23 protein-coding genes are annotated in these 22,632 nt (G+C 65.3%); 15 read left to right on the top strand and 8 right to left on the bottom strand.

Going from position 1 to position 22,632, the window contains the following annotated elements:
• Window positions 1–8: 8 nt before the first annotated feature.
• Together CO675_RS06095 and CO675_RS06090 are read right to left on the bottom strand one after the other, a co-directional pair.
• Window positions 9–689, bottom strand: coding sequence for a DUF1345 domain-containing protein (locus CO675_RS06095; RefSeq protein ID WP_097671138.1), 681 nt, complete (start codon window positions 687–689; stop codon window positions 9–11).
• A gap of 16 nt (window positions 690–705) precedes the next feature.
• Window positions 706–1,626, bottom strand: a complete 921-nt coding sequence (locus CO675_RS06090; RefSeq protein WP_097671137.1) for a polyprenyl synthetase family protein — start codon at window positions 1,624–1,626, stop codon at window positions 706–708.
• A 128-nt stretch (window positions 1,627–1,754) separates the two neighbouring features.
• Here CO675_RS06090 and mtgA point away from each other — a divergent pair, with 128 nt between their 5' ends.
• From mtgA to CO675_RS06070, 4 genes are all read left to right on the top strand, one after another.
• The gene (mtgA, locus tag CO675_RS06085) at window positions 1,755–2,498 is read left to right on the top strand and encodes a monofunctional biosynthetic peptidoglycan transglycosylase (RefSeq protein ID WP_198964503.1); all 744 of its coding nucleotides are present in this window, start codon (window positions 1,755–1,757) and stop codon (window positions 2,496–2,498) included.
• 157 nt (window positions 2,499–2,655) lie between these two features.
• Window positions 2,656–2,841, top strand: coding sequence for a 50S ribosomal protein L32 (gene rpmF / locus CO675_RS06080; protein ID WP_021077536.1), 186 nt, complete (start codon window positions 2,656–2,658; stop codon window positions 2,839–2,841).
• Between the two features lie 142 nt (window positions 2,842–2,983).
• Window positions 2,984–3,616 carry a hypothetical protein gene (locus CO675_RS06075; protein WP_097671135.1) on the top strand — a complete coding sequence of 211 codons (633 nt, stop codon included), beginning with the start codon at window positions 2,984–2,986 and terminating at the stop codon, window positions 3,614–3,616.
• A 19-nt stretch (window positions 3,617–3,635) separates the two neighbouring features.
• A complete protein-coding gene (locus CO675_RS06070) occupies window positions 3,636–4,106 on the top strand; it encodes a YybH family protein (RefSeq protein WP_097671134.1) in 471 nt (156 codons plus the stop codon).
• A gap of 16 nt (window positions 4,107–4,122) precedes the next feature.
• On the opposite strand, the gene CO675_RS06065 is transcribed toward CO675_RS06070, so the two are convergent.
• A complete protein-coding gene (locus CO675_RS06065) occupies window positions 4,123–4,419 on the bottom strand; it encodes a hypothetical protein (RefSeq protein WP_097671133.1) in 297 nt (98 codons plus the stop codon).
• Between the two features lie 219 nt (window positions 4,420–4,638).
• On the opposite strand from CO675_RS06065, the gene CO675_RS06060 reads away from it, so the two are divergent.
• The 6 genes from CO675_RS06060 (at window position 4,639) to CO675_RS06035 (ending at window position 13,254) form a co-directional block, all read left to right on the top strand.
• Window positions 4,639–6,330: a putative bifunctional diguanylate cyclase/phosphodiesterase gene (locus CO675_RS06060; RefSeq protein ID WP_097671132.1), complete on the top strand. Its 1,692-nt coding sequence runs from the start codon at window positions 4,639–4,641 to the stop codon at window positions 6,328–6,330.
• A gap of 205 nt (window positions 6,331–6,535) precedes the next feature.
• Window positions 6,536–7,429, top strand: a complete 894-nt coding sequence (locus tag CO675_RS06055; RefSeq protein ID WP_198964502.1) for an ABC transporter substrate-binding protein — start codon at window positions 6,536–6,538, stop codon at window positions 7,427–7,429.
• Between the two features lie 31 nt (window positions 7,430–7,460).
• Complete coding sequence (locus CO675_RS06050; RefSeq protein ID WP_097671130.1) at window positions 7,461–9,071, top strand: amino acid ABC transporter permease/ATP-binding protein; 1,611 nt, start codon at window positions 7,461–7,463, stop codon at window positions 9,069–9,071.
• A gap of 40 nt (window positions 9,072–9,111) precedes the next feature.
• On the top strand, window positions 9,112–10,353 hold the full coding sequence (locus CO675_RS06045) for an acetamidase/formamidase family protein (protein ID WP_097671129.1): 1,242 nt from the start codon (window positions 9,112–9,114) through the stop codon (window positions 10,351–10,353).
• Between the two features lie 82 nt (window positions 10,354–10,435).
• Complete coding sequence (locus CO675_RS06040) at window positions 10,436–12,769, top strand: acetamidase/formamidase family protein (protein WP_097671128.1); 2,334 nt, start codon at window positions 10,436–10,438, stop codon at window positions 12,767–12,769.
• Window positions 12,770–12,867: 98 nt separating this feature from the next.
• Complete coding sequence (locus CO675_RS06035; protein WP_097671127.1) at window positions 12,868–13,254, top strand: RidA family protein; 387 nt, start codon at window positions 12,868–12,870, stop codon at window positions 13,252–13,254.
• A 263-nt stretch (window positions 13,255–13,517) separates the two neighbouring features.
• Here the strand turns inward: CO675_RS06035 and phaR are convergent, their stop codons facing one another.
• Complete coding sequence (gene phaR / locus CO675_RS06030) at window positions 13,518–14,108, bottom strand: polyhydroxyalkanoate synthesis repressor PhaR (protein ID WP_097671126.1); 591 nt, start codon at window positions 14,106–14,108, stop codon at window positions 13,518–13,520.
• A gap of 312 nt (window positions 14,109–14,420) precedes the next feature.
• Between phaR and CO675_RS06025 the strand changes: the two genes are divergently transcribed.
• From CO675_RS06025 to yddG, 3 genes are all read left to right on the top strand, one after another.
• Window positions 14,421–15,599 (top strand): acetyl-CoA C-acetyltransferase, encoded by a 1,179-nt coding sequence (locus CO675_RS06025; protein WP_097671125.1) that lies wholly within the window; start codon window positions 14,421–14,423, stop codon window positions 15,597–15,599.
• A gap of 168 nt (window positions 15,600–15,767) precedes the next feature.
• Window positions 15,768–16,493 (top strand): acetoacetyl-CoA reductase, encoded by a 726-nt coding sequence (phbB, locus tag CO675_RS06020; protein ID WP_050425845.1) that lies wholly within the window; start codon window positions 15,768–15,770, stop codon window positions 16,491–16,493.
• 137 nt (window positions 16,494–16,630) lie between these two features.
• The gene (yddG, locus tag CO675_RS06015) at window positions 16,631–17,503 is read left to right on the top strand and encodes an aromatic amino acid exporter YddG (protein WP_097671124.1); all 873 of its coding nucleotides are present in this window, start codon (window positions 16,631–16,633) and stop codon (window positions 17,501–17,503) included.
• A gap of 88 nt (window positions 17,504–17,591) precedes the next feature.
• On the opposite strand, the gene CO675_RS06010 is transcribed toward yddG, so the two are convergent.
• Both CO675_RS06010 and gloB read right to left on the bottom strand, forming a co-directional pair.
• The gene (locus tag CO675_RS06010) at window positions 17,592–18,026 is read right to left on the bottom strand and encodes a cupin domain-containing protein (protein ID WP_097671123.1); all 435 of its coding nucleotides are present in this window, start codon (window positions 18,024–18,026) and stop codon (window positions 17,592–17,594) included.
• Window positions 18,026–18,793, bottom strand: a complete 768-nt coding sequence (gene gloB, locus CO675_RS06005; protein ID WP_097671122.1) for a hydroxyacylglutathione hydrolase — start codon at window positions 18,791–18,793, stop codon at window positions 18,026–18,028. Before gloB ends, CO675_RS06010 begins: the two co-directional genes overlap by 1 nt.
• A gap of 208 nt (window positions 18,794–19,001) precedes the next feature.
• Between gloB and CO675_RS06000 the strand changes: the two genes are divergently transcribed.
• Complete coding sequence (locus tag CO675_RS06000) at window positions 19,002–19,751, top strand: class I SAM-dependent methyltransferase (protein ID WP_097671121.1); 750 nt, start codon at window positions 19,002–19,004, stop codon at window positions 19,749–19,751.
• A 188-nt stretch (window positions 19,752–19,939) separates the two neighbouring features.
• On the opposite strand, the gene CO675_RS05995 is transcribed toward CO675_RS06000, so the two are convergent.
• Together CO675_RS05995 and prmC are read right to left on the bottom strand one after the other, a co-directional pair.
• A complete protein-coding gene (locus CO675_RS05995; protein WP_097671120.1) occupies window positions 19,940–20,728 on the bottom strand; it encodes a DUF4167 domain-containing protein in 789 nt (262 codons plus the stop codon).
• 476 nt (window positions 20,729–21,204) lie between these two features.
• Window positions 21,205–22,095 carry a peptide chain release factor N(5)-glutamine methyltransferase gene (prmC, locus tag CO675_RS05990; RefSeq protein WP_097671119.1) on the bottom strand — a complete coding sequence of 297 codons (891 nt, stop codon included), beginning with the start codon at window positions 22,093–22,095 and terminating at the stop codon, window positions 21,205–21,207.
• Between the two features lie 104 nt (window positions 22,096–22,199).
• Between prmC and CO675_RS05985 the strand changes: the two genes are divergently transcribed.
• Window positions 22,200–22,625, top strand: a complete 426-nt coding sequence (locus CO675_RS05985) for an HIT family protein (protein WP_097671408.1) — start codon at window positions 22,200–22,202, stop codon at window positions 22,623–22,625.
• The last annotated feature ends 7 nt before the right edge of the window (window positions 22,626–22,632 follow it).

Raw genomic sequence — 22,632 nt, 5'->3', positions numbered from 1 at the left:
CGCAGCGGCTAGATCAGGCTCGCGGCGATGTTCACCATCAGGGCCAGCAGCGCGGTGTTGAACACGAACGAGATGATGCCGTGCACGGTCGCGGTGCGGCGGATGATCTTGTCGGTGATGCCGACATCGGAGACCTGCGCGGTCATGCCGATCACGAACGAGAAATAGACGAAATCCCAGTAATCGGCGTCGGTATGTTCATCGCCACTCGGAAACTGCAATCCGCCGGGCGCCTTGCCGCGGTAGAACTCGTGGGCGTAGTGCAGTGCGAATGCGGTGTGGACCATCGTCCATGACAGCGTGATGGTGACGATTGCCACCGCCAGCCCGGTCGGGCTGCCCTTGGATGCGCCGAGCTCGAACACGATGGCCAAGAGGCTCGCCAGCGCGCCGAATGCGGTCACCAGCAGGATCAGGAAACGGCCGTCGTCCTGCAATATGGCGCTGCGCTTGATGTGGGCGACGCCACAGCGCAGCATCATCACATAGGCGAGCACGAGATAGAGCGCGGCAAAAGCGTCCCAGCCGGCAAGCAGGCGCGTGACGAGGCGTAGCGAGCCGGGCATCAACAGCGCGACGATGATGCCGACCACGATCGAAATGAAGGTGCGCGGCCGGCCCACCACGACGCGGACCGGCATCGGCAGCTTGCGGAAACGAACAAGGCGGTCGTCGAACTCCTTGTTCATTTCGGGCGATTTCCAGCTAGTTCTTGCGCTCGGCGACGAAGCGGGCCGCTGCGCGCAGCACGTCGCCGCGGTCGCCGAACACCGACAATGCGGCATCGGCCCGCGCCAGCAGGTCGCGCACGCGCTGCTTGGCGCCGTCGATGCCGAGCTGGGTGACGAAGGTGGTCTTGCCGAGCACGGCGTCGGCGCCTGCGGGCTTGCCCAATGCGGCGGCGTCGCCCTCGACGTCGAGCAGATCATCGGCGATCTGGAAGGCTTCGCCGAGCGCTTTGCCGTAATCGTCGAGCGCCTGGTATTCCTTCTGCGAGGCCTGGCCGAGGATCGCGCCGGCGATGCAGCCGAAGCGGAGCAGCGCGCCGGTCTTCATCTGCTGCACGCGCGCGACGTCGACTGGCTCGCGGTCGCCGAACCGGCCTTCGCCGGCGAGGTCGAGGATCTGGCCGCCGGCCATGCCGCCGATGCCGGAGGCGCGCGCCAGCGCGCGGGTCAAGAGCAGGCGCACCTGGGCGTCCTTGTGGATCGCATCGCGGGTGATGATGTCGAAGGCAATCGTCAGCAGCGCGTCGCCGGCGAGGATCGCGGTGGCGTCGTCATAGGCCTTGTGCAGGGTCGGGCGGCCGCGGCGCAGATCGGAATTGTCCATCGCCGGCAGATCGTCGTGGATCAGCGAGTAGCAGTGGATGCATTCGAGCGCGGCGCCCACCAGCAGGGCGGATTCGCGCGGGATGCCGAACACCGCGGCGCTCTCGACCGCAAGGAACGGCCGCAGCCGCTTGCCGCCGCCGAGGCTCGAGTAGCGCATGGCCTCGATCAGCCGCTTCGGGCGCACGATCTCGTCGCTCTCGGCCGCATCGGACAGCAGTTTGGCGAGCAGGGCTTCGGTATCCTCCGCGGCCTGGTCCAGCCGCTTGGAAAACTCTGCAGTACCGGTCGTCATTAAGAATTGCTCCAGATCGATTTTCGGCCGGACAATCGTTGATGGGATCGGCTTCGTCAATTCCCGCCCTGCGACGGATTGCGCCTTAAAAGTGCTGGAAAAACCGTGAATTATCCCATTGACGTCTGATGACGCCGGCCGTGTTCTGGCTGAAGGCTCCCAAATCCTCCCTGGAAAGGTCCTCCCCGGAAACCCCAGCTTTGCGCATTGTCCGGATTTTATTGCTGCTTTTGCTGGCCCTGCTGTTGCTGCCCTATCTGGTGACGCCGTTCTACCGCACCGGTCAGCCAGTTTCGGCCCTGATGGCATGGCGGACCCTGCGAGGGGCCCCGGTGACGCGGCATTGGATCGATTTCGGCGCCATGTCGCCCTATTTACCGCGGTCGGTGGTCGGCTCGGAGGACGCCCATTTCTGCAAGCACCGGGGAGTCGACTGGGGGGCGCTGCGCGAGGTGATCGACGATGCCAGCGACGGTGAGGCGGCGCGCGGCGGCTCGACCATCACCCAACAGGTGGCCAAGAACCTGTTCCTGTGGCCCGGCCGCAGCGTGATCCGCAAGGGACTGGAACTGCCGCTGGCGCTCTGGATCGATTTCGTGCTGCCCAAGCAGCGGATCCTGGAAATCTATCTCAACATCGCGGAAATGGGGCCATCCGGGCAGTTTGGCGCCGAGGCCGGTGCCCAATATGCCTTTGGCCGGTCGGCGGCGGAGCTGTCACCCCGGGAGGCGGCGCTTTTGGCGGCGATTCTGCCGAATCCGGTCAAAAGGAGTGCCCGGAACCCGGGTCCGGGGGTCCGCAGGCTGTCCGGCACCTACATGGCCCGAGCCAACTCGGTAACGCGCTGCTGGCGCGAAAATCGCGGTTCTTGAGCGGGATTTCGGGCGGATTTTGCTGTCTCCGGGCCTAGATTTACGCGGTCCCTTCCTCTATAAGCGCGGCCTTACCGGCATCGCAGCTTGCGCTTCGAAGCGCTGAGCCCGTCCGCATTTCGGACGATGCCTCCGCAACACCCTAGAGGACACCGTCATGGCCGTTCCCAGAAGAAAAACCTCGCCGTCACGCCGTGGCATGCGCCGTTCGGCCGATGCGATCAAGACTCCGACCTACGTCGAGGACAAGGACTCCGGCGAACTGCGCCGTCCGCACCACCTCGACCTGAAGACCGGCATGTACAAGGGCCGCCAGGTCCTGAAGGCCAAGAAAGAGTCCTGATCGGACCTTCGGCTGTCGCGCCGCAGCCATGCGGCGCTGCGCCTGAATTCGGCCAACGAGTGCGGTCAACACGGGCGCGTCGGCGGCGAGGCCAATGAGCATCGCCGCATTGCTGGTTCTCCCTGAATAAGGCGCAAGCCCGATGGTCGGTTTTCCGCTGCTGCTCGTTCCGCTCGCGGTCTACAACATCATCGCCTTCCTGATGCCCGGCGTGTCCTTCACGGACCCGCTGATCAGGCTGACATTGCTGTCGGGCGAGCAGTGGCAGATCACGCTCAGTGACATGCTGCTTGCCGCCGGCGTGCTGTTGTTGCTGCTCGAGGTCATCAAGGGCGCGCGCCCCGGCGCGAAATACCTCACCGACCATCTGCTGTCGCTGATCGTGTTCGGCGCGGCCGCCGCCGAATTCGTGCTCTGGCCGAAATTCGGCAACTCGACCTATTGCCTGCTGACGCTGCTGGCGCTGGTCGATTTCATTTCCGGAATTGCGCTGCGCACCCGCCGCCGTGCGATGGTCGCTGCGCCGGCGCCAGCGCCGGTCAGCAAGCCGCAGCCCGCAGCGGTCGAGACGCCGCGGCCCGCGCCTGCGGTGGAGCCTGCGCCGCCGCGCCCCGAGCCGACACCTGTCGCAACGCCGGCGCCCGCCGCGCCGGTCCCGCCGGCGACCTCAGTTGCGGAATCCGTGCTGCTCGATCAGTCCACGCCCAAGCCCACCGTCGCCTCGCCGGATTTGCAGCCCGGCGGCCAGCCATCGCCGGACGCGCCGCAACGCTAGAGCGTTATCGAGGACGATCATGAGCGGAGAAACGGCCCTTCCGATTGCCGATTCGACGACCACTCGATCGATCTTCGACTGGCTGGAACGGTTCGCCGCCTGCGTCAGGGCAGTCGATTATGCGGCCGCCCGTCCGTTCTGGCATTCGGACATCATCTCGTTCGGCACCTATCAGGAACTGATCCACGGCCGCGCGCGCTGGACCGAGATGCAATGGGACAATGTCTGGCCCCGCACCGCGGATTTCGCCTTCGACCTCGAACATACGGAAGTGCTGATCAGCGCCGACGGCGGCATGGCGACGGTGATCACGCCGTGGACGAGCACCGGCTTCCATGCGGACGGCAGCCGCTTCGATCGTCCGGGGCGGGCGACGATCATTCTCGCGCGTCAGGCCGACGGGCGCTGGCTCGGCATCCATTCCCACATGTCGCTGCGCCGCGGCGTGCCGCAGGACAGCCACGGCAACCGGCCCGTCAAGGCCCGCTGATCCCCGAGATGATCGGCTAGATGATTTGCCGGGTGCGCCGCGCGACGCTGCGGCGTTCGTCGACATGCGGGCCGTAGGCGCTCTGCGCGTCAGCCAATGACCCACGCCGTTGTCCGCGCGTCTGCGGCTCGTGGGCGGCGGTCGCGATCAGATGAGCCACAAACGACGGATCGGCATGCGCCAGCGGGATCTTCGGCGCCCAATGGGTGGTCGCGGCCAGCGGCACCAGCGCCGTGCCGGTTGCCGCGGCCGTGTCGGTGAACTCGCCGTCCAGGATCCCTGATTGGACTTCTGATTGATCGATATCGAGCATCGCCTGCGACCGGTTGGAGCGTCATAGTTTGGGACGTTGCGTCCCTCTGCAACACCCTCATGGCAAGGGTCATGCCCGCCATCCCCAGTTCGTTCCGCGGCAGTCGAAAACGTGGTTTCCAGATTATTTATCAAGTTCTCCTAGCGTTGGATTCACCGGAACCACTATCTTGAGAGTGTGTAGAATCACCGGGTGCCGTCCCAAATCGAGACATAGTCGATGCTCCCTGTCCCGCCAGCTGCCAGCATCCTCGCCTCGCTCGGCCAAGCGACATTCGCCTGGGACCTGGCGAGCGATGCGATTGCCTGGAGCGACAATGCGGCGGCGGTCTTCCCCGACATCCCGATCACAGCGCTGGCCAGCGGCACCGAGCTCGCAAAGCTGATCGAGCCAATACGCTCGGTTCGGTCCGATGCGCTTGGCCAGACCGGACCGGCGCGGGGCGGCGAGGGCGTTCCCTACCGGATCGAGTATGGCGTGCGGGCCGTGACCTCGGCGCCGGTGATCTGGATCGAGGAGACCGGCTGCTGGTTCGCCGGCGCCGACGGCAGGCCGGCGCGCGTGCAGGGCGTCGTCCGCATCAACAATGAACGGCATGCCCGCGACGAGCAGTTGTTGAAGCTGTCGCGGCACGATCCGCTGACCAACGAGCTCAACCGCACCCATCTGATCGCCTCGCTCGCCGAGTCGATCGAGGAGTGCGCGCGCTTCCGCACCTCCTGCGCCTTCATGCTGATCGGCATCGATCATCTGGCGCGGGTCAACGATGCGTTCGGTTTCGACGTCGCGGACGCCGTCATCGCCGAGGTGGCGAAACGGATTCGCGCCCGGCTGCGCAGCGGCGACATGCTCGGCCGCTTCTCCGGCAACAAGTTCGGCCTGATCCTGCGCAACTGCACCGTCGACGACACCAACGTTGCCGCCGAGCGCTTCCTCGCCGCGGTGCGCGACGAGGTGGTGCCGACCCGGTCCGGCCCGGTGTCGGTGACGGCATCGATCGGCGCCGTCACCATCCCGCGCCATGCGAAGTCGGCGGAGGAGGCGGTCAATCGCGCCCAGGAGACGCTGGACGCCGCCAAGAGCCGCCGCGCCGGATCGTTCGCGCTGTGGAAGCCGAATGTCGAGCGCGACGCGCAGCGCCGCGTCAACATCCGCGTCACCGACGAGATCGTCACCGCGCTGAACGAGCGCCGCATCGTGATCGGCTTCGAGCCGGTGGTCGATGCGCGCTCGCGGCAGCCTTCGTTCTACGAGTGCCTGGTCCGCATGGAGCAGGACGACGGCCGTGCGCTGCTCGCGCCCGACATCGTGCCGGTCGCCGAGCGGCTCGGCCTGATCCGGCTCGTCGATCACCGCGTGCTGGAGCTTGCGATCGCCGAGCTTGCCGCGGCACCCGGCGTGCAGCTCAGCCTCAACATCTCGCCGGACACCACGATGGATCCGGACTGGTGGGCCACCATCGAATCGCTGATGCGCGCGCATCCCGGCGTCGGCGAGCGGCTGATCGTCGAGATCACCGAGACGGTCGCGATCCAGGATATCGACGACGTCCGCGGCTTCGTCACGCGGCTGAAGAATTTCGGCAGCCGGATCGCGATCGACGATTTCGGCGCCGGCTACACCTCGTTCCGCAATCTGCGCAAGCTCGGCGTCGACATCGTCAAGATCGACGGCGCCTTCGTGCAGAACATTGTGCGCTCGGCCGACGATCGCGCCTTCGTGCAGACGTTGATCGATCTCGCGCGCCGCCTTGAAATCAAGACGGTCGCCGAATGGGTGCAGGACGAAGAAGCCGCCGTGATGCTGCGCGAATGGGGCTGTGACTTCATCCAGGGCCGCCTGATCGGCCTCGCATCGCCGGACCGGCCGTGGAACGCTCCGGCGGAGAAGGCCGTCCCCGCGGCGGGGTGAAGCGGCCACGAGGCCATTTCACAATATCGGTCATCATGCCCGCGACCGCCGCTGCTCAAAATATGAGCGCGTCGTGCCCAAGGTTTGGCGGCAGTTCATCCAATTTATTGTGCGTCCCCAGACAAGTTTTCCGCCGGAGACCGCCGTTTACTTCTTCGAGGTTTGGACCGTGGCTTGCGCCATGACAACGTCGAAAGAGGATCGAATGGTCACGTTATCTTTTCCGCGCACGTACAAACTCATGCATATCGCAGCGCTTGGGGCATTGCTTGCCGCGGGCATCGCTGCGCCGACCAGCGCCAGGGCAGCCGCGCCGGCCGCCTGTGCCGAGCTGCAGGCAAAATATCCGGACTGGAAGGGCAAGACCCTCGTCAACGCGATCAATCCGCATACGCCGGGCTACGAGTCGATCGATCCGAAGGATCCGAGCAAATATGTCGGCTTCGATATCGATCTCGGCGAGCAGATCGGCGAATGCCTCGGCTTCAAGCTGACCTACAAGGCGGTGACCTTCGCCGCACTCCTGACCACGCTGGCCAGCGGTCAGGCCGACATCGTGATCTCCGACATCTACGCCACGGAAGAGCGCGCCAAGGCGGCCGACTTCATCACCTACTCGAAGGTGTTCGACGGCGTACTGGTCGCCAAGGGCAATCCGAAGAAGATCACCGGCATCAATACCTCGATGTGCGGCGCGGCCGCGGCCGAGAACACCGGCTATGTCGAGGTTCCGCTGATCCAGGCGCTGGTGGGCGAATGCAAGAAGGAAGGCAAGCCCGAGCCGACCATCCAGCTCTACGACAACAACGCCAACTGCATCCAGGCGATCCTCGCCGGACGCGCCGACACCTATGTCAACGACGTCAACACCGTCGACAATGCGGTGAAGGCCTATCCGGACAAACTCGAAAAGGCCATCGCGGTGACGATCCCCTACAAGGTCGGCATCGCCGTGCCGAAGGACAAGCCGGCCTTCCGCGATGCCGTGAAGGCGGCGCTGACCGAGATCTACAAATCGGGCGATCAGCTCGCGCTGCTGAAGAAGTGGAATCTCGATCCGGAGAACCTGATCGAACCCGGTTTGCTGATGGTCAAGTAGGCCCGATACCGGCAGAAGGACGACATGCTCGATGGAGCTGTTCATCCACTATCTGACCATGCCGTACATGATCGAGGGCATTCAGGCGACCTTGCAGGTCACTGCCCTCGGTCTCATCGGCGGCCTGGTCCTCGGTGTGATCCTGGCGTGGATGCAGCTCAGCCGCTTCAAGGCGCTGGCGTCCTTTGCCCGGGTCTACACCGTGATCTTTCGCGGCACGCCGCTGATCCTGCAGATGGTGTTCGCCTATAACGCCCTGCCGCAGATCGGCATCAAGCTCCCCGCCATTCTCGCCGCCGGCCTCGCGCTGGCCTGCAATGAGGCTCCGTTCATCGCCGAGATGCTGCGCTCCGGCGTGCTCGGCGTCGATCGCGGCCAGGTGCTGGCCGGGCAGGCGCTCGGCATGACGCCCGGCGTGCTGATGCGCCGGATCATCGCGCCGCAGGCGATCCGCTCGATGATCCCCGCCTTCGGCAACGAGACCGTCAGCGCGCTGAAGAATTCGTCGCTGGCGTCGGTGATCGCCGTGCAGGAGCTGACGTTGCGTTCGACCCAGATGGCGTCGGCAACGTTCGATTTCTTCTCGATCTTCTTCGCCTCCGGCCTGATCTACCTGGTTCTCACCGCGGCGATCGCCGGCATCCAGCTGTTCCTCGAACGGCTGTTCGATCTCGACCGCGCGTCGAAGCAGGTCAAGCTGATGCGGCTGATGCCGTGGCATCGCGCGCAAGGGCTCGATGATCCCCTGATTGCGGTGGAGGGCGCGCCGCCCGAGATTTTGCCCGATGCCGGCGTCGCCGAATTGCCGCCGCCGCGGGCGCCGTCCGAGCGCGCCGATCGCGCCAAGCGCAGCGAGATCCTGAAGCGCAACAATGTGGCGGTCGATGTCGCGGCGCTGCGCAAGAGCTATGACAAGCAAATGGTGCTCGACGGCGTCGATCTCACGGTGCGGATCGGCGAGGTGATCGCGCTGCTCGGGCCGTCCGGCTCCGGCAAGAGCACGCTGCTCCGCTGTATCAACAATCTCGAACTCTGGAACGAAGGCAGCATCAAGGTCGGCGGCCGCCGGCTCGGCTTCAGCGATCACGGCAAGCCGCTGTCGCCGCGGCTGCTGGCGCAGGCGCGCGCCGAGGTTGGCGTCGGCATGGTGTTTCAGCAGTTCAACCTGTTCGGCCATCTCACCGCGAAGGAGAATATCGCCGGGCCGCTGCGTTGGGTGCATGGCGTGTCGCGCATCGATGCGGATCGACGCGCGACCGAGCTGCTCGGCCGCGTCGGCCTCAGTCACCGCGCCGATGCGCTGCCGCGGCATCTCTCCGGCGGCCAGCAGCAGCGCGTCGCCATCGCCCGCGCGATCGCGCCGAATCCCAGCGTGCTGCTGCTGGATGAACCGACCTCCGCGCTCGATCCCGAGCTCGTCAACGAGGTCCTCGAAGTGATCCGCCGCCTCGCGGTGGAGGACGGCCTCACCATGATCATCTCAACCCATCAACTGCGCTTCGCCAGTGAAGTCGCCGATCGCGTGGTGCTGCTGGCGGATGGCGCGATCGTCGAAGAGGGCCCGGCTGACGAGGTGCTGAGCAATCCGCGCAATCCGGTCGCGCAGCGCTTTCTCAATGCCATGGAGACCGAGGTCGCATGACTAGAAACTGTTTCGATTCCATCCGCGTGAGGGCCTCTGTGTGAAACATCATCTGTTGCCGGTATCTGCCAAGACGGTGCATTGGGGCTATTTCAGCAAGGTCGTGGCGCCGGCGTTGACGCTGAAGTCCGGCGACCGCGCCACCATCGAGACGCTGACGCATCACGCCAATGACGATTACGAGCGGATGATCGAGGGCGATCCAGGCGCCGAGAGCGTGTTCAAATGGACGCGCGAGCACAAGGCCGTGGCGCGGCGTGGTTCGGGGCCGACCGAAGGGCCGTTCATCCGTGGCTCCGGCGAAGGCGTCGGCGTGCATCTGCTCACCGGACCGGTGGCGATCGAAGGCGCCGAGCCGGGCGACGTGCTGGAGGTGCGCATTCTCGACGTACGTCCGCGGCCGGCCTGCAAGGCCTGCCATGCCGGCAAATGCTTCGGCTCCAACGTCGCGGCCAATTGGGGCTTTCACTATCACGACCTGATCGAGGAGCCGAAGCCGCGCGAGGTGGTGACGATCTTCGAGCTCGACACATCGGGCGAGCCCTTCGCCAGGGCGGTCTACAATTATGTCTGGACGCCGCAGACCGATCCCGACGGCATCGTGCACCCGACCATCGACTATCCCGGCGTGGGCGTCGATCACGCCACCGTCGCCAGGCGCGAGAATGTCCTGAGCAAGGTCCGGGTGCCGGCCCGGCTGCATTTCGGCACCATGGGCCTCGCGCCGTCGGAGCAGGATTTCGTCTCCTCGATCCCGCCGGGTTACACCGGCGGCAATATCGACGACTGGCGCGTCGGCAAGGGTGCCAAGATGTTCTATCCGGTCGCAGTGCCCGGCGCGCTCTTCTCGGTCGGTGATCCGCATGCCGCGCAGGGCGACAGCGAACTCGGCGGCACGGCGATCGAGACCTCGCTGACCGGCGATTTCGAATTCATCCTGCACAAGCATCGCGATCTCGGCGGCACCCAGCTCGAAGGCCTGACGCATCCGATGCTGGAAACCTCCGACGCCTGGTCGGTCTACGGCTTCACCTACCCGAACTATCTCGCCGAGCTCGGCGCCAATGCGCAGCTCGAAATCGCCAATCACTCCAGCCTCGACCGCGCCATGCGCGACGCTTTTCGCAAGATGCGGCGCTTCCTGATGACGGTGCACAAGCTCAGCGAGGACGAGGCGATCTCGCTGATGTCGGTGGGAGCGGATTTCGGCGTGACGCAGGTCGTCGATGCCAATTGGGGCGTGCACGGGACCATCCGCAAGAACGTGTTCCGGTGTGACTGATCACGCAGGGGTCACTGAGCAGGACGTGTCACCCTTCGGGATGGCACGGAGATTGCTTCGCTTCGGCCACAAAGGCCGATGCATGAGGTTGCGTCCGTTCACGAGTGAATCCTACTCCGAAGGCGACCGCCCCGAGGCGTGGCGCGACGTCCTGGCGTCGGTCGGCCTGCAGCCGACGGCCGCCACCAGCACCCATGCCGGCCATGCCATCGCGATGCGGCGCAGCTTTCAGGGCGTGACCCTGGCCCGCCTTTCCGCAGGGCCGCAATCGGTGTCGCCGCGCATTGATGCTGCGGCCGATCATCCGCTGGCGCTGCTGCCGCTGGAAGACGGGGTGGCGCTGAAGACGGCGGCCGGTTATCAGATCGTCGCGGCGCGGCACCTTCTGCTGTTGCCGCGCGACGGGGACTGGAGCGTGTCGTTCCAGCGCGAGATGCGTGCGGTGGTGCTGTCGGTGACGTCAGAGCCGGCCCATCGCCACCGCGCCACGTCGCAGGGCGGCGCGGTGCGGGTGCTGCAGCCCGGTGGCTTCGGCAGCGTGTTCGCGCAGATGATGGAAGTCGCTGCACAAGATCTCGACGCGCTGTCCGATGTCGAATGGACCGCGCTGGCGCGCAGTCTCGCCGATCTGCTGCCGACCTTCATGCCTCAGCACAGCGAGACGGCCAGCGATCGCGGCGGCGGCGCGTCCAAGGCGGCGACGCTGCATCGGCTGTGCCAGACCGTCGAACGTAGCCTCGATGATCCCGATCTGACGCCGGTGAAGATCGCCAGCGCCGAGGGCATTTCCGAACGCTATCTGCAAAAGCTGTTCGAGGGGGCCGGCACCAGTTTCACGCATTATTTGCGCGAACGGCGGCTGCAGCGCACCTCGGCCGATCTGTCGAATCCCGCCGAGGCGCATCGTTCGATTTCCGAGATCGCGTTCAGTGTCGGCTTCAACGATTCCGCCCATTTTAGCCGCGCGTTCCGCCAGCGCTTCGGTCTGTCGCCGCGCGAATTCCGCCAGCATGAAGCCGAGCGGCAGACCGCATCCGCGGCCACCGAGCAGCGCGGCTGGCCTCAACAGGCGCTGGCGCAACTGTGCAGCGGGCGCGCGGCATTGGTGCGCAAGACGGCCGCGCCATTCAACGCGCATGATCCGGAGAGCGCGGACGCGCCGCGTCATCACCATCTCGCCGCCGATGCCGCGCGCGTGCATTGGGGTTATTTCAGTCATTCGTTGCCACCGCAGATCGAGATCGGCTCCGGTGACACCATCACCATCGAGACGCTGACCCAGCACGCCTCCGACGATCCCGAGCGCATGATCAAGGGTGATCCAGGCGCTGAGAGCGTGTTCCACTGGACGCGCGATCGGAAGAATGTCGATCGCCGCGGCGCCGGCCCGCTCGATGCCTCGATCTATGGCCGCGGCGCCGGCGAGGGATTCGGCGTGCACATCTGCACCGGGCCGGTGGCCGTCAAGGACGCGGAGCCGGGCGACGTGCTGGAGATCCGCATCCTCGACATCGTGCCGCGCGCGAGCCGCAGTCCGGAGTTCGAGGGCCGCGTGTTCGGCAGCAGCGTCGCGGCCTGGTGGGGCTATCACTACAAGGAGTTCCTCGCCGAGCAGAACGCCCACGAGGCGGTGACGATCTACGAGATCGTCGACGACGCCGATGCGCCGTATGCGCGTGCGCTGTATTCATATCGCTGGGAGCCGCAGACCGATCCGTTCGGAACGCTGCACAAGACTTACGACTATCCGGGCATTCCGATCCCGCCGTCATCGGTACGGCGTCGCCACGACGTGCTCGACGGCATCCGCATTCCGCTGCGTCCGCATTTCGGAGTCATCGCGCTGGCACCGCGCGAGGCCGAGCTCGTCGATTCCGTCCCGCCGGCCTATTTCGGCGGCAATCTCGACAATTGGCGGCTCGGCAAGGGCGCGACGATCTATCTGCCGGTGTCGGTGCCGGGCGCGCTGCTGTCGGTCGGCGATCCCCATGCCGCACAGGGCGACGGCGAGCTCGGCGGCACCGCCATCGAATGCTCGATGACCGGCACCTTCCAGGTCATCCTGCACAAGAAGAACGAATTGACCAATCAGCCGTTCGCCGATCTGACCTATCCGCTGATCGAGACCGAAGCCGACTGGGTGCTGATGGGCTTCAGTCATCCCAACTACCTCGCCGAATTCGGCGCCAAGGGGCAGAGCGAGGTCTACGCGACTTCCTCGCTCGATCTCGCGATGAAGGATGCGTTCCGCAAGATGCGGCGCTTCCTGATGAACATCAAAGGCCTCACCGAGGACGAGGCGATCGCGCTGATGTCGGTGGCGGTGGATTTCGGCGTGACCCAGGTGGTGGACGGTAATTGGGGCGTCCATGCCATTCTGAGCAAGCGGGTGTTCGATCACGCGCCGCAAAACTAGAGCATGATCCGGAAAAGTGGGAACCGGTTTTCCCTCGCGACAAGCGCGGAACGCGTTTGCGCGCAGATGATGATCAAACAGCAGGCGAGGAGACGTCGTTGCAGTTTCACATGATATCCGGCGGCCCGAAGCCGGTCGCGCCGTTCAGCCACGCGGTCGAGTCCGACGGCTTCGTGTTCGTCACCGGCCAGATGCCGGATACGCCGGCCGCACCCGGCGTATTGCCCGAGGGGATCGTGGCGCAGACCCGCGCGGTGATGGAGAACCTGCGCGTGGTGCTGACGGGGCTCGATCTCGGCCTCGAGCATATCGTGATGTCGCGCATCTATCTGACGCGCTTCAAGGAAGACTACGCGGCGATGAACGAGACCTATCGCAGCTACTTCCCGCCCGACCGCCTGCCGGCGCGCACCTGCGTCGGCGTCACGGGTCTGGCCTATGATGCGCTGATCGAAATCGATCTCGTCTGCCGCCGCCCTGCATAGCGCCCGCTTTCTTCTCCTTCCCCCTAAAAGGGGGAAGGTCGGGATGGGGGGGCAGCCGCAAGCGAAACTGTATGCGGAGAGAGCAGATCCCCACCCGCTTTGCTCTGGCGAGCAAAGCGACCTCCCCTTTTCAAGGGGAGGTAAGCATGCGGGCTACGGCTTCTTTGCGTGGCAGCATGCGCGATCGGACGGCGGCCGCCCGACGTCGGCGAGCGCCGCCGTCGACGGAATTTTAGCAAGCAACGGCGGCCGGAGGACGAGACCTACTCGTCCTTCTTCGCCGGCTGCGACATGCGCTCGAGGCGTTCCTGCATGTCCTTCATCTGGCGGCGAAGGTCGTCGATGTTGCCGTCGTCGGCCGCGGGCTCCGGCGCCTTCTCGGCTTCGGTGCCGCCGCGCTGCGGCACGAACGGCTTGAACATCGAGAAGGTCTGCTGGAACAGCTCCATGTTGCGGCGGACCTGTTCTTCCAGGGGAGCAAACGGCGTCCCGCTCAGGGCGCCCGCGATCTGCTTGCGGAATCTCTCCTGTTCCCGGGTCAGCGTATCGATCGACTGCTCGAGATATTTCGGCACCACCATCTGCATGCTGTCGCCATAGAAGCGGATCAGCTGGCGCAGGAAGGTGGTCGGCAGCAGGTTCTGTCCGGCCTTGTTTTCCTGCTCGAAGATGATTTGCGCGAGCACGGAGCGGGTGATGTCGTCGCCGGTCTTGGCGTCATAGACGAGGAAATCCTCGCCTTCCTTCACCATCGCCGCGAGATCCTCGAGCGTCACGTAGGTGCTCGTACCGGTATTATAGAGCCGCCGGTTCGCGTATTTCTTGATCGTGGTCGGTTGTTCAGATTTTGCCATGGGCTCACACTTCAACACCGAAGGACCTGGAACCCGGCAGCATCGCCGCTGGGCTAAATGCAACGCATCGCAGCAAAGGTAAGCATTTTCAAAGCGCTTCGGCTACCGTTTTGTGCTGTGCGGTTAATTCCAAAGCATAGGATTTGCTCAGGAATGTGCCAAGAGCGCCATTTTGAGTGCGTCGCGGCGCGATTTGCGCGTCAGCGCGATTGACATGGCTCAATGAGGTTTACAGGATAGTCGTTAAGAGACAGGTCCGCCAACCGGCCGCCCGCCGTCGAGAAACCCAGCGACAACCCATAGGAGATGTCCATGTCAGACGATGTCGTCATCGTCAGCGCCGCCCGCACCCCCGTCGGTAGCTTCAACGGCGCGTTCGCCACCACGCCGGCCCACGACCTCGGCGCGATCGCCATCAAGGCGGCGCTGGAGCGTGCCGGCGTCGAGGGTGGTCAGGTCTCCGAAGTCATCATGGGCCAGATCCTCACGGCGGCGCAGGGCCAGAACCCGGCCCGCCAGGCCTCGATCGCGGCCGGCATCCCGGTGGAAAGCCCGGCCTGGGGCGTCAACCAGCTCTGCGGCTCGGGCCTGCGCACGGTGGCGCTCGGCTACCAGGCGCTGCTCAACGGCGACTCGTCGATCGTGGTCGCGGGCGGCCAGGAATCCATGAGCATGGCCCCGCACGCGCAATATCTGCGCGGCGGCGTCAAGATGGGCGGCCTCGAGCTGATCGACACCATGATCAAGGACGGCCTGTGGGATGCCTTCAACGGCTACCACATGGGCAACACCGCCGAGAACGTCGCCAAGCAGTACCAGATCACCCGCTCCCAGCAGGACGAGTTCGCGGTCGGGTCGCAGAACAAGGCCGAGGCGGCGCAGAAGGCCGGCAGGTTCAAGGACGAGATCGTCCCGGTCACCATCAAGTCCCGCAAGGGCGACATCGTGGTCGACACCGACGAGTATCCGCGTCATGGCGCCACCCTCGATGCGATGGCCAAGCTCCGCGCCGCCTTCGAGAAGGACGGCACCGTGACCGCCGGCAACGCCTCGGGCATCAATGACGGCGCCGCCGCCGTCGTGCTGATGACCGCCAAGGAAGCCGCCAAGCAGGGCAAGAAGGTGCTCGCCCGCATCGTCTCGTGGGGCCAGGCCGGCGTCGACCCCAAGATCATGGGCACCGGACCGATCCCCGCCTCGCGCGCCGCGCTGAAGCGGGCCGGCTGGAACATCGCCGATCTCGACCTGATCGAGGCCAACGAGGCGTTCGCTGCGCAGGCCTGCGCCGTCAACAAGGACCTCGGCTGGGATCCGGCCAAGGTCAACGTCAATGGCGGCGCGATCGCGATCGGCCATCCGGTCGGCGCGTCGGGCGCCCGCGTCCTTGTGACGCTGCTGCACGAGATGCAGAAGCGCGATGCCAAGAAGGGCCTCGCGACGCTGTGCATCGGCGGCGGCATGGGCATCGCGATGTGCGTTGCACGCGACTGAACAAGAGGCAGCGAGGTCGGTTAGGTGATGAAAAGATCATCTGTCAACCACGGCGCGAGCTGATAGAAAAGATGCCCGGCTTTGCGCCGGGCATTTTTGTTTCGAGGGGTTGTGAGTGCGAGGACCGGAGTGATCCGGTTATAAAAGACGGCCAAGGAGGAGACGGACATGGCACGTGTTGCATTGGTGACGGGCGGAACGCGGGGCATTGGAGCTGCAATCAGCAAGGCGCTGAAAGCGGCGGGCTACAAGGTGGCGGCAAGCTACGCCGGCAATGACGCGGCGGCGGAGAAGTTCAAGGCGGAGAGCGGCATCCCGGTCTACAAGTGGGACGTCTCGTCGTTCGACGCCTGCGCGGCCGGCGTGAAGCAGGTCGAGGCCGATCTCGGCCCGGTCGACGTGCTCGTCAACAATGCCGGCATCACCAAGGACACCGCCTTCCACAAGATGACGCTGGAGCAGTGGAATGCCGTGATCAACACCAACCTCGGCTCGCTGTTCAACATGACGCGCCAGGTGATCGAGGGCATGCGCGCCCGCAAGTTCGGCCGCGTCATCTCGATCTCCTCGATCAACGGCCAGAAGGGTCAGTTCGGTCAGGTCAACTACTCGGCGGCAAAGGCCGGTGACATCGGCTTCACCAAGGCCTTAGCGCTGGAGAACGCCAAGGGCGGCATCACCGTCAACGTGATCTGTCCGGGCTACATCAACACCGAGATGGTGCAGGCGGTACCGAAGGACGTGCTCGAGAAGAACGTGATCCCGCAGATTCCGGTCAACCGGCTCGGTGAACCCGAGGAGATCGCGCGGGCCGTGGTCTTCCTCGCAGCCGACGACGCCGGCTTCATCACCGGCTCGACGCTGACCGTGAACGGCGGCCAGTATCACGCCTGACGCAAGAAGCGTCGTCGCGTCGCAGGCGCCATCAATCAAGTCGTCATGCCCGGCCTTGTGCCGGGCATTTTCGTCGTTACAACCGCGAGGCGCGAAATCAGGACGTGGCCGGCGCGGCCACGACGGATTGAATTCAGATGACGACCCGAACTGCCACCCTTGTCGGATTGACCGCCATCCTGATGTGGTCGCTGCTGTCGGTCATGACGGTTGCGACCGGGGCTATCCCGGCATTCCAGCTCGCCGCCATGACGTTTGCGATCGGCGCCGCGGTCGCATTCGCGAGCTTCCTGTTCCGTCCCGCGGCGTTCGGCGCACTGAAGCAGTCGCCGATTGCCTGGCTCGTCGGCGTCGGCGGGCTGTTCGGCTATCACGCGCTGTATTTCCTGGCGCTGCGCTTTGCGCCGCCGGCCGAGGCCGGCCTGCTCAACTATCTCTGGCCGCTGTTGATCGTGCTGTTCTCGTCGCTTTTGCCGGGCGAGCGGCTGGCGATCCATCACATCATCGGCGCGCTGCTTGGCCTTGCCGGCACCGTGTTATTGTTCGCCGGCAACACCGGCGCCTTCACAAGCGCGCAAATTCCAGGCTTCGCGGCGGCCTTCGTCGCAGCCTTCGTCTGGGCCGCCTATTCGGTGATGTCGCGCCGGCTCAAGGCGGTGCCGACCGATGCGGTGGCGGGCTTCTGCCTTGCGACCGCCGTGCTTGCCGCGCTGGTGCACATGCTGGTGGAAACCACGGTGTGGCCCGCGACACCGCTGCAATGGCTGGCGGTGATCGCGCTCGGCATCGGTCCGGTGGGCGCTGCGTTCTTCGCCTGGGACATCGGCATGAAGCGCGGCGACATCCGCGTACTGGGCGCCGCCTCCTACGCGACGCCGCTGCTCTCGACCGCGTTCCTGATTGCAGCAGGGTTTGCCAAGCCCAGCGCCAACATCGCGATCGCCGCGATCCTGATTGCCGGCGGCGGGCTGATCGCGGCGAAGGACATGGTGCTAAGGAAGAAAGCGTAGGATGGGTAGAGCGAAGCGAAACCCATCATCTCGCCGTGCGGACAGGAGTTGATGGGTTCGCTGCGCTCTACCCATCCTACGAGAGCTCTTACGAAGCCGGCTCCCAACCCTTCGGCGCCAATTCGAACTTCGAAAACTCGAAGCCGGGCGCGACGGTGCAGCCGACCAGCGTCCAGTCGCCGCTGCTTTCCGCGGCCTGCCAGGCGCCCGCCGGCACGATCGCCTGAGGCTGTTCGCCGCTGATGACGTCAGGTCCGAGCGTGATGGCATGCGGTAGGCCACCGTCCTGCGCGATCTTCAAGGTCAGCGGCGCGCCGGCGTAATAGTGCCACATCTCCACCGCGTCGATGCGGTGCCAGCGCGAGCGCTCGCCGCGCGCGAGCAGGAAATAGATCGCGGTCGAATGCGCGCGCCCACCGGCGTCGCAGCGCTCGTCGCGAAACGTCTCGCGATAGTGCCCGCCTTCGGGGTGCGGCTTGAGCGCAAGCCGCGCGATGATGTCGGCGGCCGAAAGTCCGACCATCACGACTTGTTCTTGCGTTCGCGGAGCTCGCCGAACACCAGCGCCGGGTCGGCACCCTTCATATGCAGCTTGGCCGCGACAACAGGCTCGTCGGCGCGCAGGAACACGTTGGCCTTCTTCTCGTCGCCCAGCAGCACGGGAATCGTCGGCTTGTTCTCGGCGCGCAGTTTTGTGACCTCCTCGGCGCGGGCCTGCAGCGCCGGATTGTCAGGCTCGATCGTGAGCGCGAACTTCACATTCGATGCGGTGTATTCATGGCCGCAATAGAGCCGGAAATCGTCCGGCAGCGAACGCAGCTTCAAAAGCGAATCCCACATCATGGGATAGGTGCCCTCGAACACCCGGCCACATCCGATCGAGAACAGCGTGTCGGCGGCGAACACCGCCTTCTCGCCATCGAACACATAGGAGATGTGGTCGAGCGTGTGGCCGGGAGTTTCGACCACACGGGCCAGGAGGCTGCCGACCTTGATGACGTCGGCATTGGCGGCGCGCAGGTCGACATTGGCGATCTTGGCCGACTTGTCGTGCGGCGCGACGACGCGGCAGCCGTATTTCTGCTTCAGCTCGGCGACGCCGCCGACATGGTCGCCATGGTGATGGGTGATCAGGATGTCGGTCAGCGTCCAGCCTTCACGCTCCAGCGCCTTGATGATCGGGCCGGCCTCCGGCGCGTCGATCGAGGCCGTCGCCTTGGTGGCGGGATCGTGGATCAGGTACCCGAAATTGTCGGTGAGGCAGCTGAAGGTGCGAATTTCGGCGGTCATGATATCTCCACGAACAAACGGGACGGACACGTCAGAGCATGATCTCCGCGCAAACGCTACGCGTTTGTCGCGAGGGAAAACCGGTGTCGCTGCTTCCGGATCATGCTTTTACCGCGCCCAATATAGGGGTGAAATATGGCGTTAACGCTCCGGCGGCAACGCAAATTTCGACGCTCCCCGGCTGCAAGGGGCATGTTAGGCTGGGATCATGGACGTCATCGACCTCCGCGACTTCTATTCGCAGCGCCTCGGCATCGTGGCGCGGCAGCTGATCAACCGCGGCATCCGTGCGCGATGGCCGAACGCGGAAGGCCAGCGCGTGCTCGGGCTCGGCTATCCGACACCCTATCTCGGCTTGTTCCGTGATACCTCCGAGCGCTGCATCGCCTTCATGCCGGCCGCCCAGGGCGTGTTGAAATGGCCGACCGGCCGGCCGGCGCTGGCGACCCTGATCGACGAATTCTCGATGCCGCTGCCGGATGCCGCGGTCGACCGCGTGCTCGTGGTGCATGCGCTGGAGATGTCCGACGATCCCGAGCGGCTGCTGCGCGAGGTGTGGCGGGTGCTGTCGCCGTCGGGGCGGCTGATCGCGATCATTCCGAACCGGCGCGGCGTCTGGACGCGCACCGACGCCACGCCGTTCGGCCACGGCCGGCCCTATTCGCGGGCACAGATCACCCAGCTGCTGCGGCAGACCTGGTTCACGCCGGCGTCATGGGGCGAGGCGCTGTTCATGCCGCCGGTGCAGGGCAGCTGGTTCCTGCGCTCGGCGATGGCGTGGGAGCGTCTCGGCGCGGCGCTGTCGATGCCGTTCGCCGGCGTGCATATCGTGGAAGCGAGCAAGCAGGTCTATCGCGCGATCCCGGCGCGCCGCGAACGCACGCAGTTGATCCCGTCATTGCGGCCGGTGCTGGTGCCGTCCTCGACGGCGACGCGCAAATCGAGTCACGCGGAATAATGAAAACTCACCCTCCCCTGGAGGGGGAGGGTCGGCTCACATGAGCGTAGCGAATGTGAGACGGGGTGGGGTGATCTCTCAACACGGGCAGAGCCCGACTGGAGAGATCACCCCACCCCGTTACGCATTCCGCTGCGCTTCATGCGCAACGACCCTCCCCCTCCAGGGGAGGGTGGCCGACAGTTGCGTTACTCGTTGCCCGGATTGAAGTCGTCGCTCGGCGCCGGCTGCGCCGCCATGTCGGGGCGCGGGCCGTGCGGACGGCGGCGACGGCGCGGAAAGCGCTCGCTGCGTTCGCCACGTTCTGCGCCGCCATTATTGGCTTCATAGGCGCCGCCGTTGACCTGCGGCTGCGCGCCGCCGGTGATGAACGAGGGCAGGCGATCGACGCCGCCGGCGTCAGCCAGCACCGGCTGCGGCTGGACCTGCGGTTGCGGCTGATACTGCGGCTGCGGACGATGCTCGCGCTCGCGATGCTCACGTGGCTGCTGCTCGCGCGGCTGCTGGTCCCGCTCGCGGTGCTCGCGCGGTTGATGCTGTTCGCGCTGGTAGGGCTGCTGGCCGTTGTCGCGCATGAACGGCTGTTGCTGCTGCGGCACGAAGCCCGGCTCCTGGCCGAAGCTCGAATAGCCGTCGCTGTCGTCGTCGCTGTCTTCGGTCTGCGTCACCTCGGCGTCGGGGCGCGGCTGCTGCTGATTCTGCCGGAACTGCTCCTGCGCGGCCGCGATGATCCGGTAGTAGTGCTCGGCGTGCTGGTAGTAGTTCTCGGCTGCCACCGGATCGCCGGAGGAGCGTGCATCGCGCGCAAGCTGGACGTATTTCTCGGCCACGTGGGAGGCCGTGCCGCGGATCTTGATGTCGGGTCCGTTCGATTCGTACACCCGTGTCAGGGGATTCTGGCCGCGCCGGTTATTGTTGTTGTTATTGTTGTTGTTATTCCGGTTGCGCATCCGCTTGTTGTTCTGACCGTTTCTCATCTGTCGCCTTTTATTCCAGCCCTGAAGTTATTGCAGTCCGGTGTTGAAGCTATTGCAGTCTGGCGTTCGATTCGGCGCGCGCCAAGGCACACGGAATCGCACTGCCGTTCGAAGTGGTTTCGATGTTGCCGACCATCACGTTCAGCAAAGTCGCGTTCAGCAAAGACGCGTTCCCCAACCGCCGCCGGCCAATCGCGCCAGCGACCAAATCATTCTGCCCGTTGAGACAGGCCCAGTTCTCGTGCGTAGGTGTTCAAGCGCAATAACAGGCTTTCGTTCGCTTGGCGGTCGAGAGCAGCACAGCTTCGGCTATTGCGCTCAATGAGACCTGCGTTCCTGGAACCTTTCGATCGGCGGGCTCTGCTGAACCCTGGTCATCACCCGTAACGGTTACGGGGCCAGCACCGATGTTGTGGCCGGAACGTAGTCGTTCCCGGGGGATATTCCAAGAGGTTTTTTTGCGTTCCAATAGGACTTTATCGGGGCACCCGGCGGGCAGAAACGGCCCTCGGAATACCCCCGAGATCGGCCTTGGGCGGCCCCGTTGGGGATAACCCGGAAGCCGTCATCAGCGCTTCAACGTCGCCGCTCTGGCCCTGTCCGACTTCCACAACCAGAAATCCACCCGAGGTCAAAAGACGCGCAGATTGCGAAATCAGCGCGCGGTAGGCGTCGAGCCCGTCGGCCCCGCCGTCGAGCGCCGCGCGCGGATCATGCGCGCGCACCTCGATGTCGAGATCGGCGATGTCGGCCGAGGGGATGTAGGGCGGATTGGACACGATCAGGTCGAACGCACCGGTCAGGGCGCTGCCATAATCGCACGCGATCCATGTCGCGCGTGCGCCAAGCCCGAGTTCGGCGGCGTTCCGGCTCGCCGTCTGCAGCGCCTCGGCCGAGATGTCGGTGGCGAAGCCATGCGCGTTCGGCAGTTCCGAGAGCAGCGCCAGCAGGATGGCGCCGGAGCCGGTGCCGAGATCGGCGATCCGCAGCGCGCGATCGGCCGCGCCGTCGGCGCGCAGCAGTTCGAGCGCGCGCTCGACCACGGTCTCGGTGTCGGGGCGCGGCACCAGCGTCGCCGCGGAGAGATGCAGCGGCAGTCCCCAAAACTCCTTGATGCCGAGAATGCGCGCCACCGGTTCGCCGGCGAGGCGGCGCTGCGCCAGGTCTTCGAGGCGATCCGTCTCGTCCTTCGTCAGGATGCGCCTGGCGCCGGTCACCATGCCGGTCAGATCGAGTCCCAGCGCGGCGCCGACCAGCAGCCGCGCGTCGAGCTCGGCGGCGTCGTGGCCTGCCGCCTTGAGGCGTGCGGCGAGGCCGCGCCGGATACCCTCGACGGTCTGGCTGCCATTGTCAGCTGATGCACTCATCGCGCGTTGTTAGCCGATGGTCGATGCGGCGTCGATATCGCTTGCGCCTTCGGCGACCGGCGCGCACGGTCGAGCCTCGAATGATCGATCCGGAACGCGCGACCATGACGGGCTATGACGACCAGAATATCTTCGCAAAAATCCTGCGCGGCGAGGTACCGAGCTTCAAGGTTGATGAAACCGACCGGACTTTTGCGTTCCTCGACATTATGCCGCGCTCGCCGGGGCATACGCTGGTGATTCCGAAAGCGCCTGCGCGTGGCATCCTCGACATCGCCGAAGACGACCTTGCCGCGGTGGCGCGCACGGCCAAGCGCATCGCGATCGCGGCGATGAAGGCGTTTTCCGCCGACGGCATCATCATCCAGCAGTTCAGCGAGCCCGCCAGCGGTCAGGTGGTGTTTCACCTGCACATGCATGTGATGCCAGTGAAGGCCGGCGTCGCGCTGCTGCCGGCGCAGACCCGCAAAGAGGAGATGGACGTACTCGCCGATCATGCCAAGCACATGATCGCGGCGCTTGCTGGCTGAATTGCGC

This window comes from Bradyrhizobium sp. C9, from assembly GCF_002532045.1.
In the GTDB taxonomy this organism is placed as follows: Bacteria; Pseudomonadota; Alphaproteobacteria; order Rhizobiales; family Xanthobacteraceae; genus Bradyrhizobium.
Note: the sequence above shows the minus strand (reverse complement) of the source record. Positions and strands in the feature narration are given on the sequence as shown.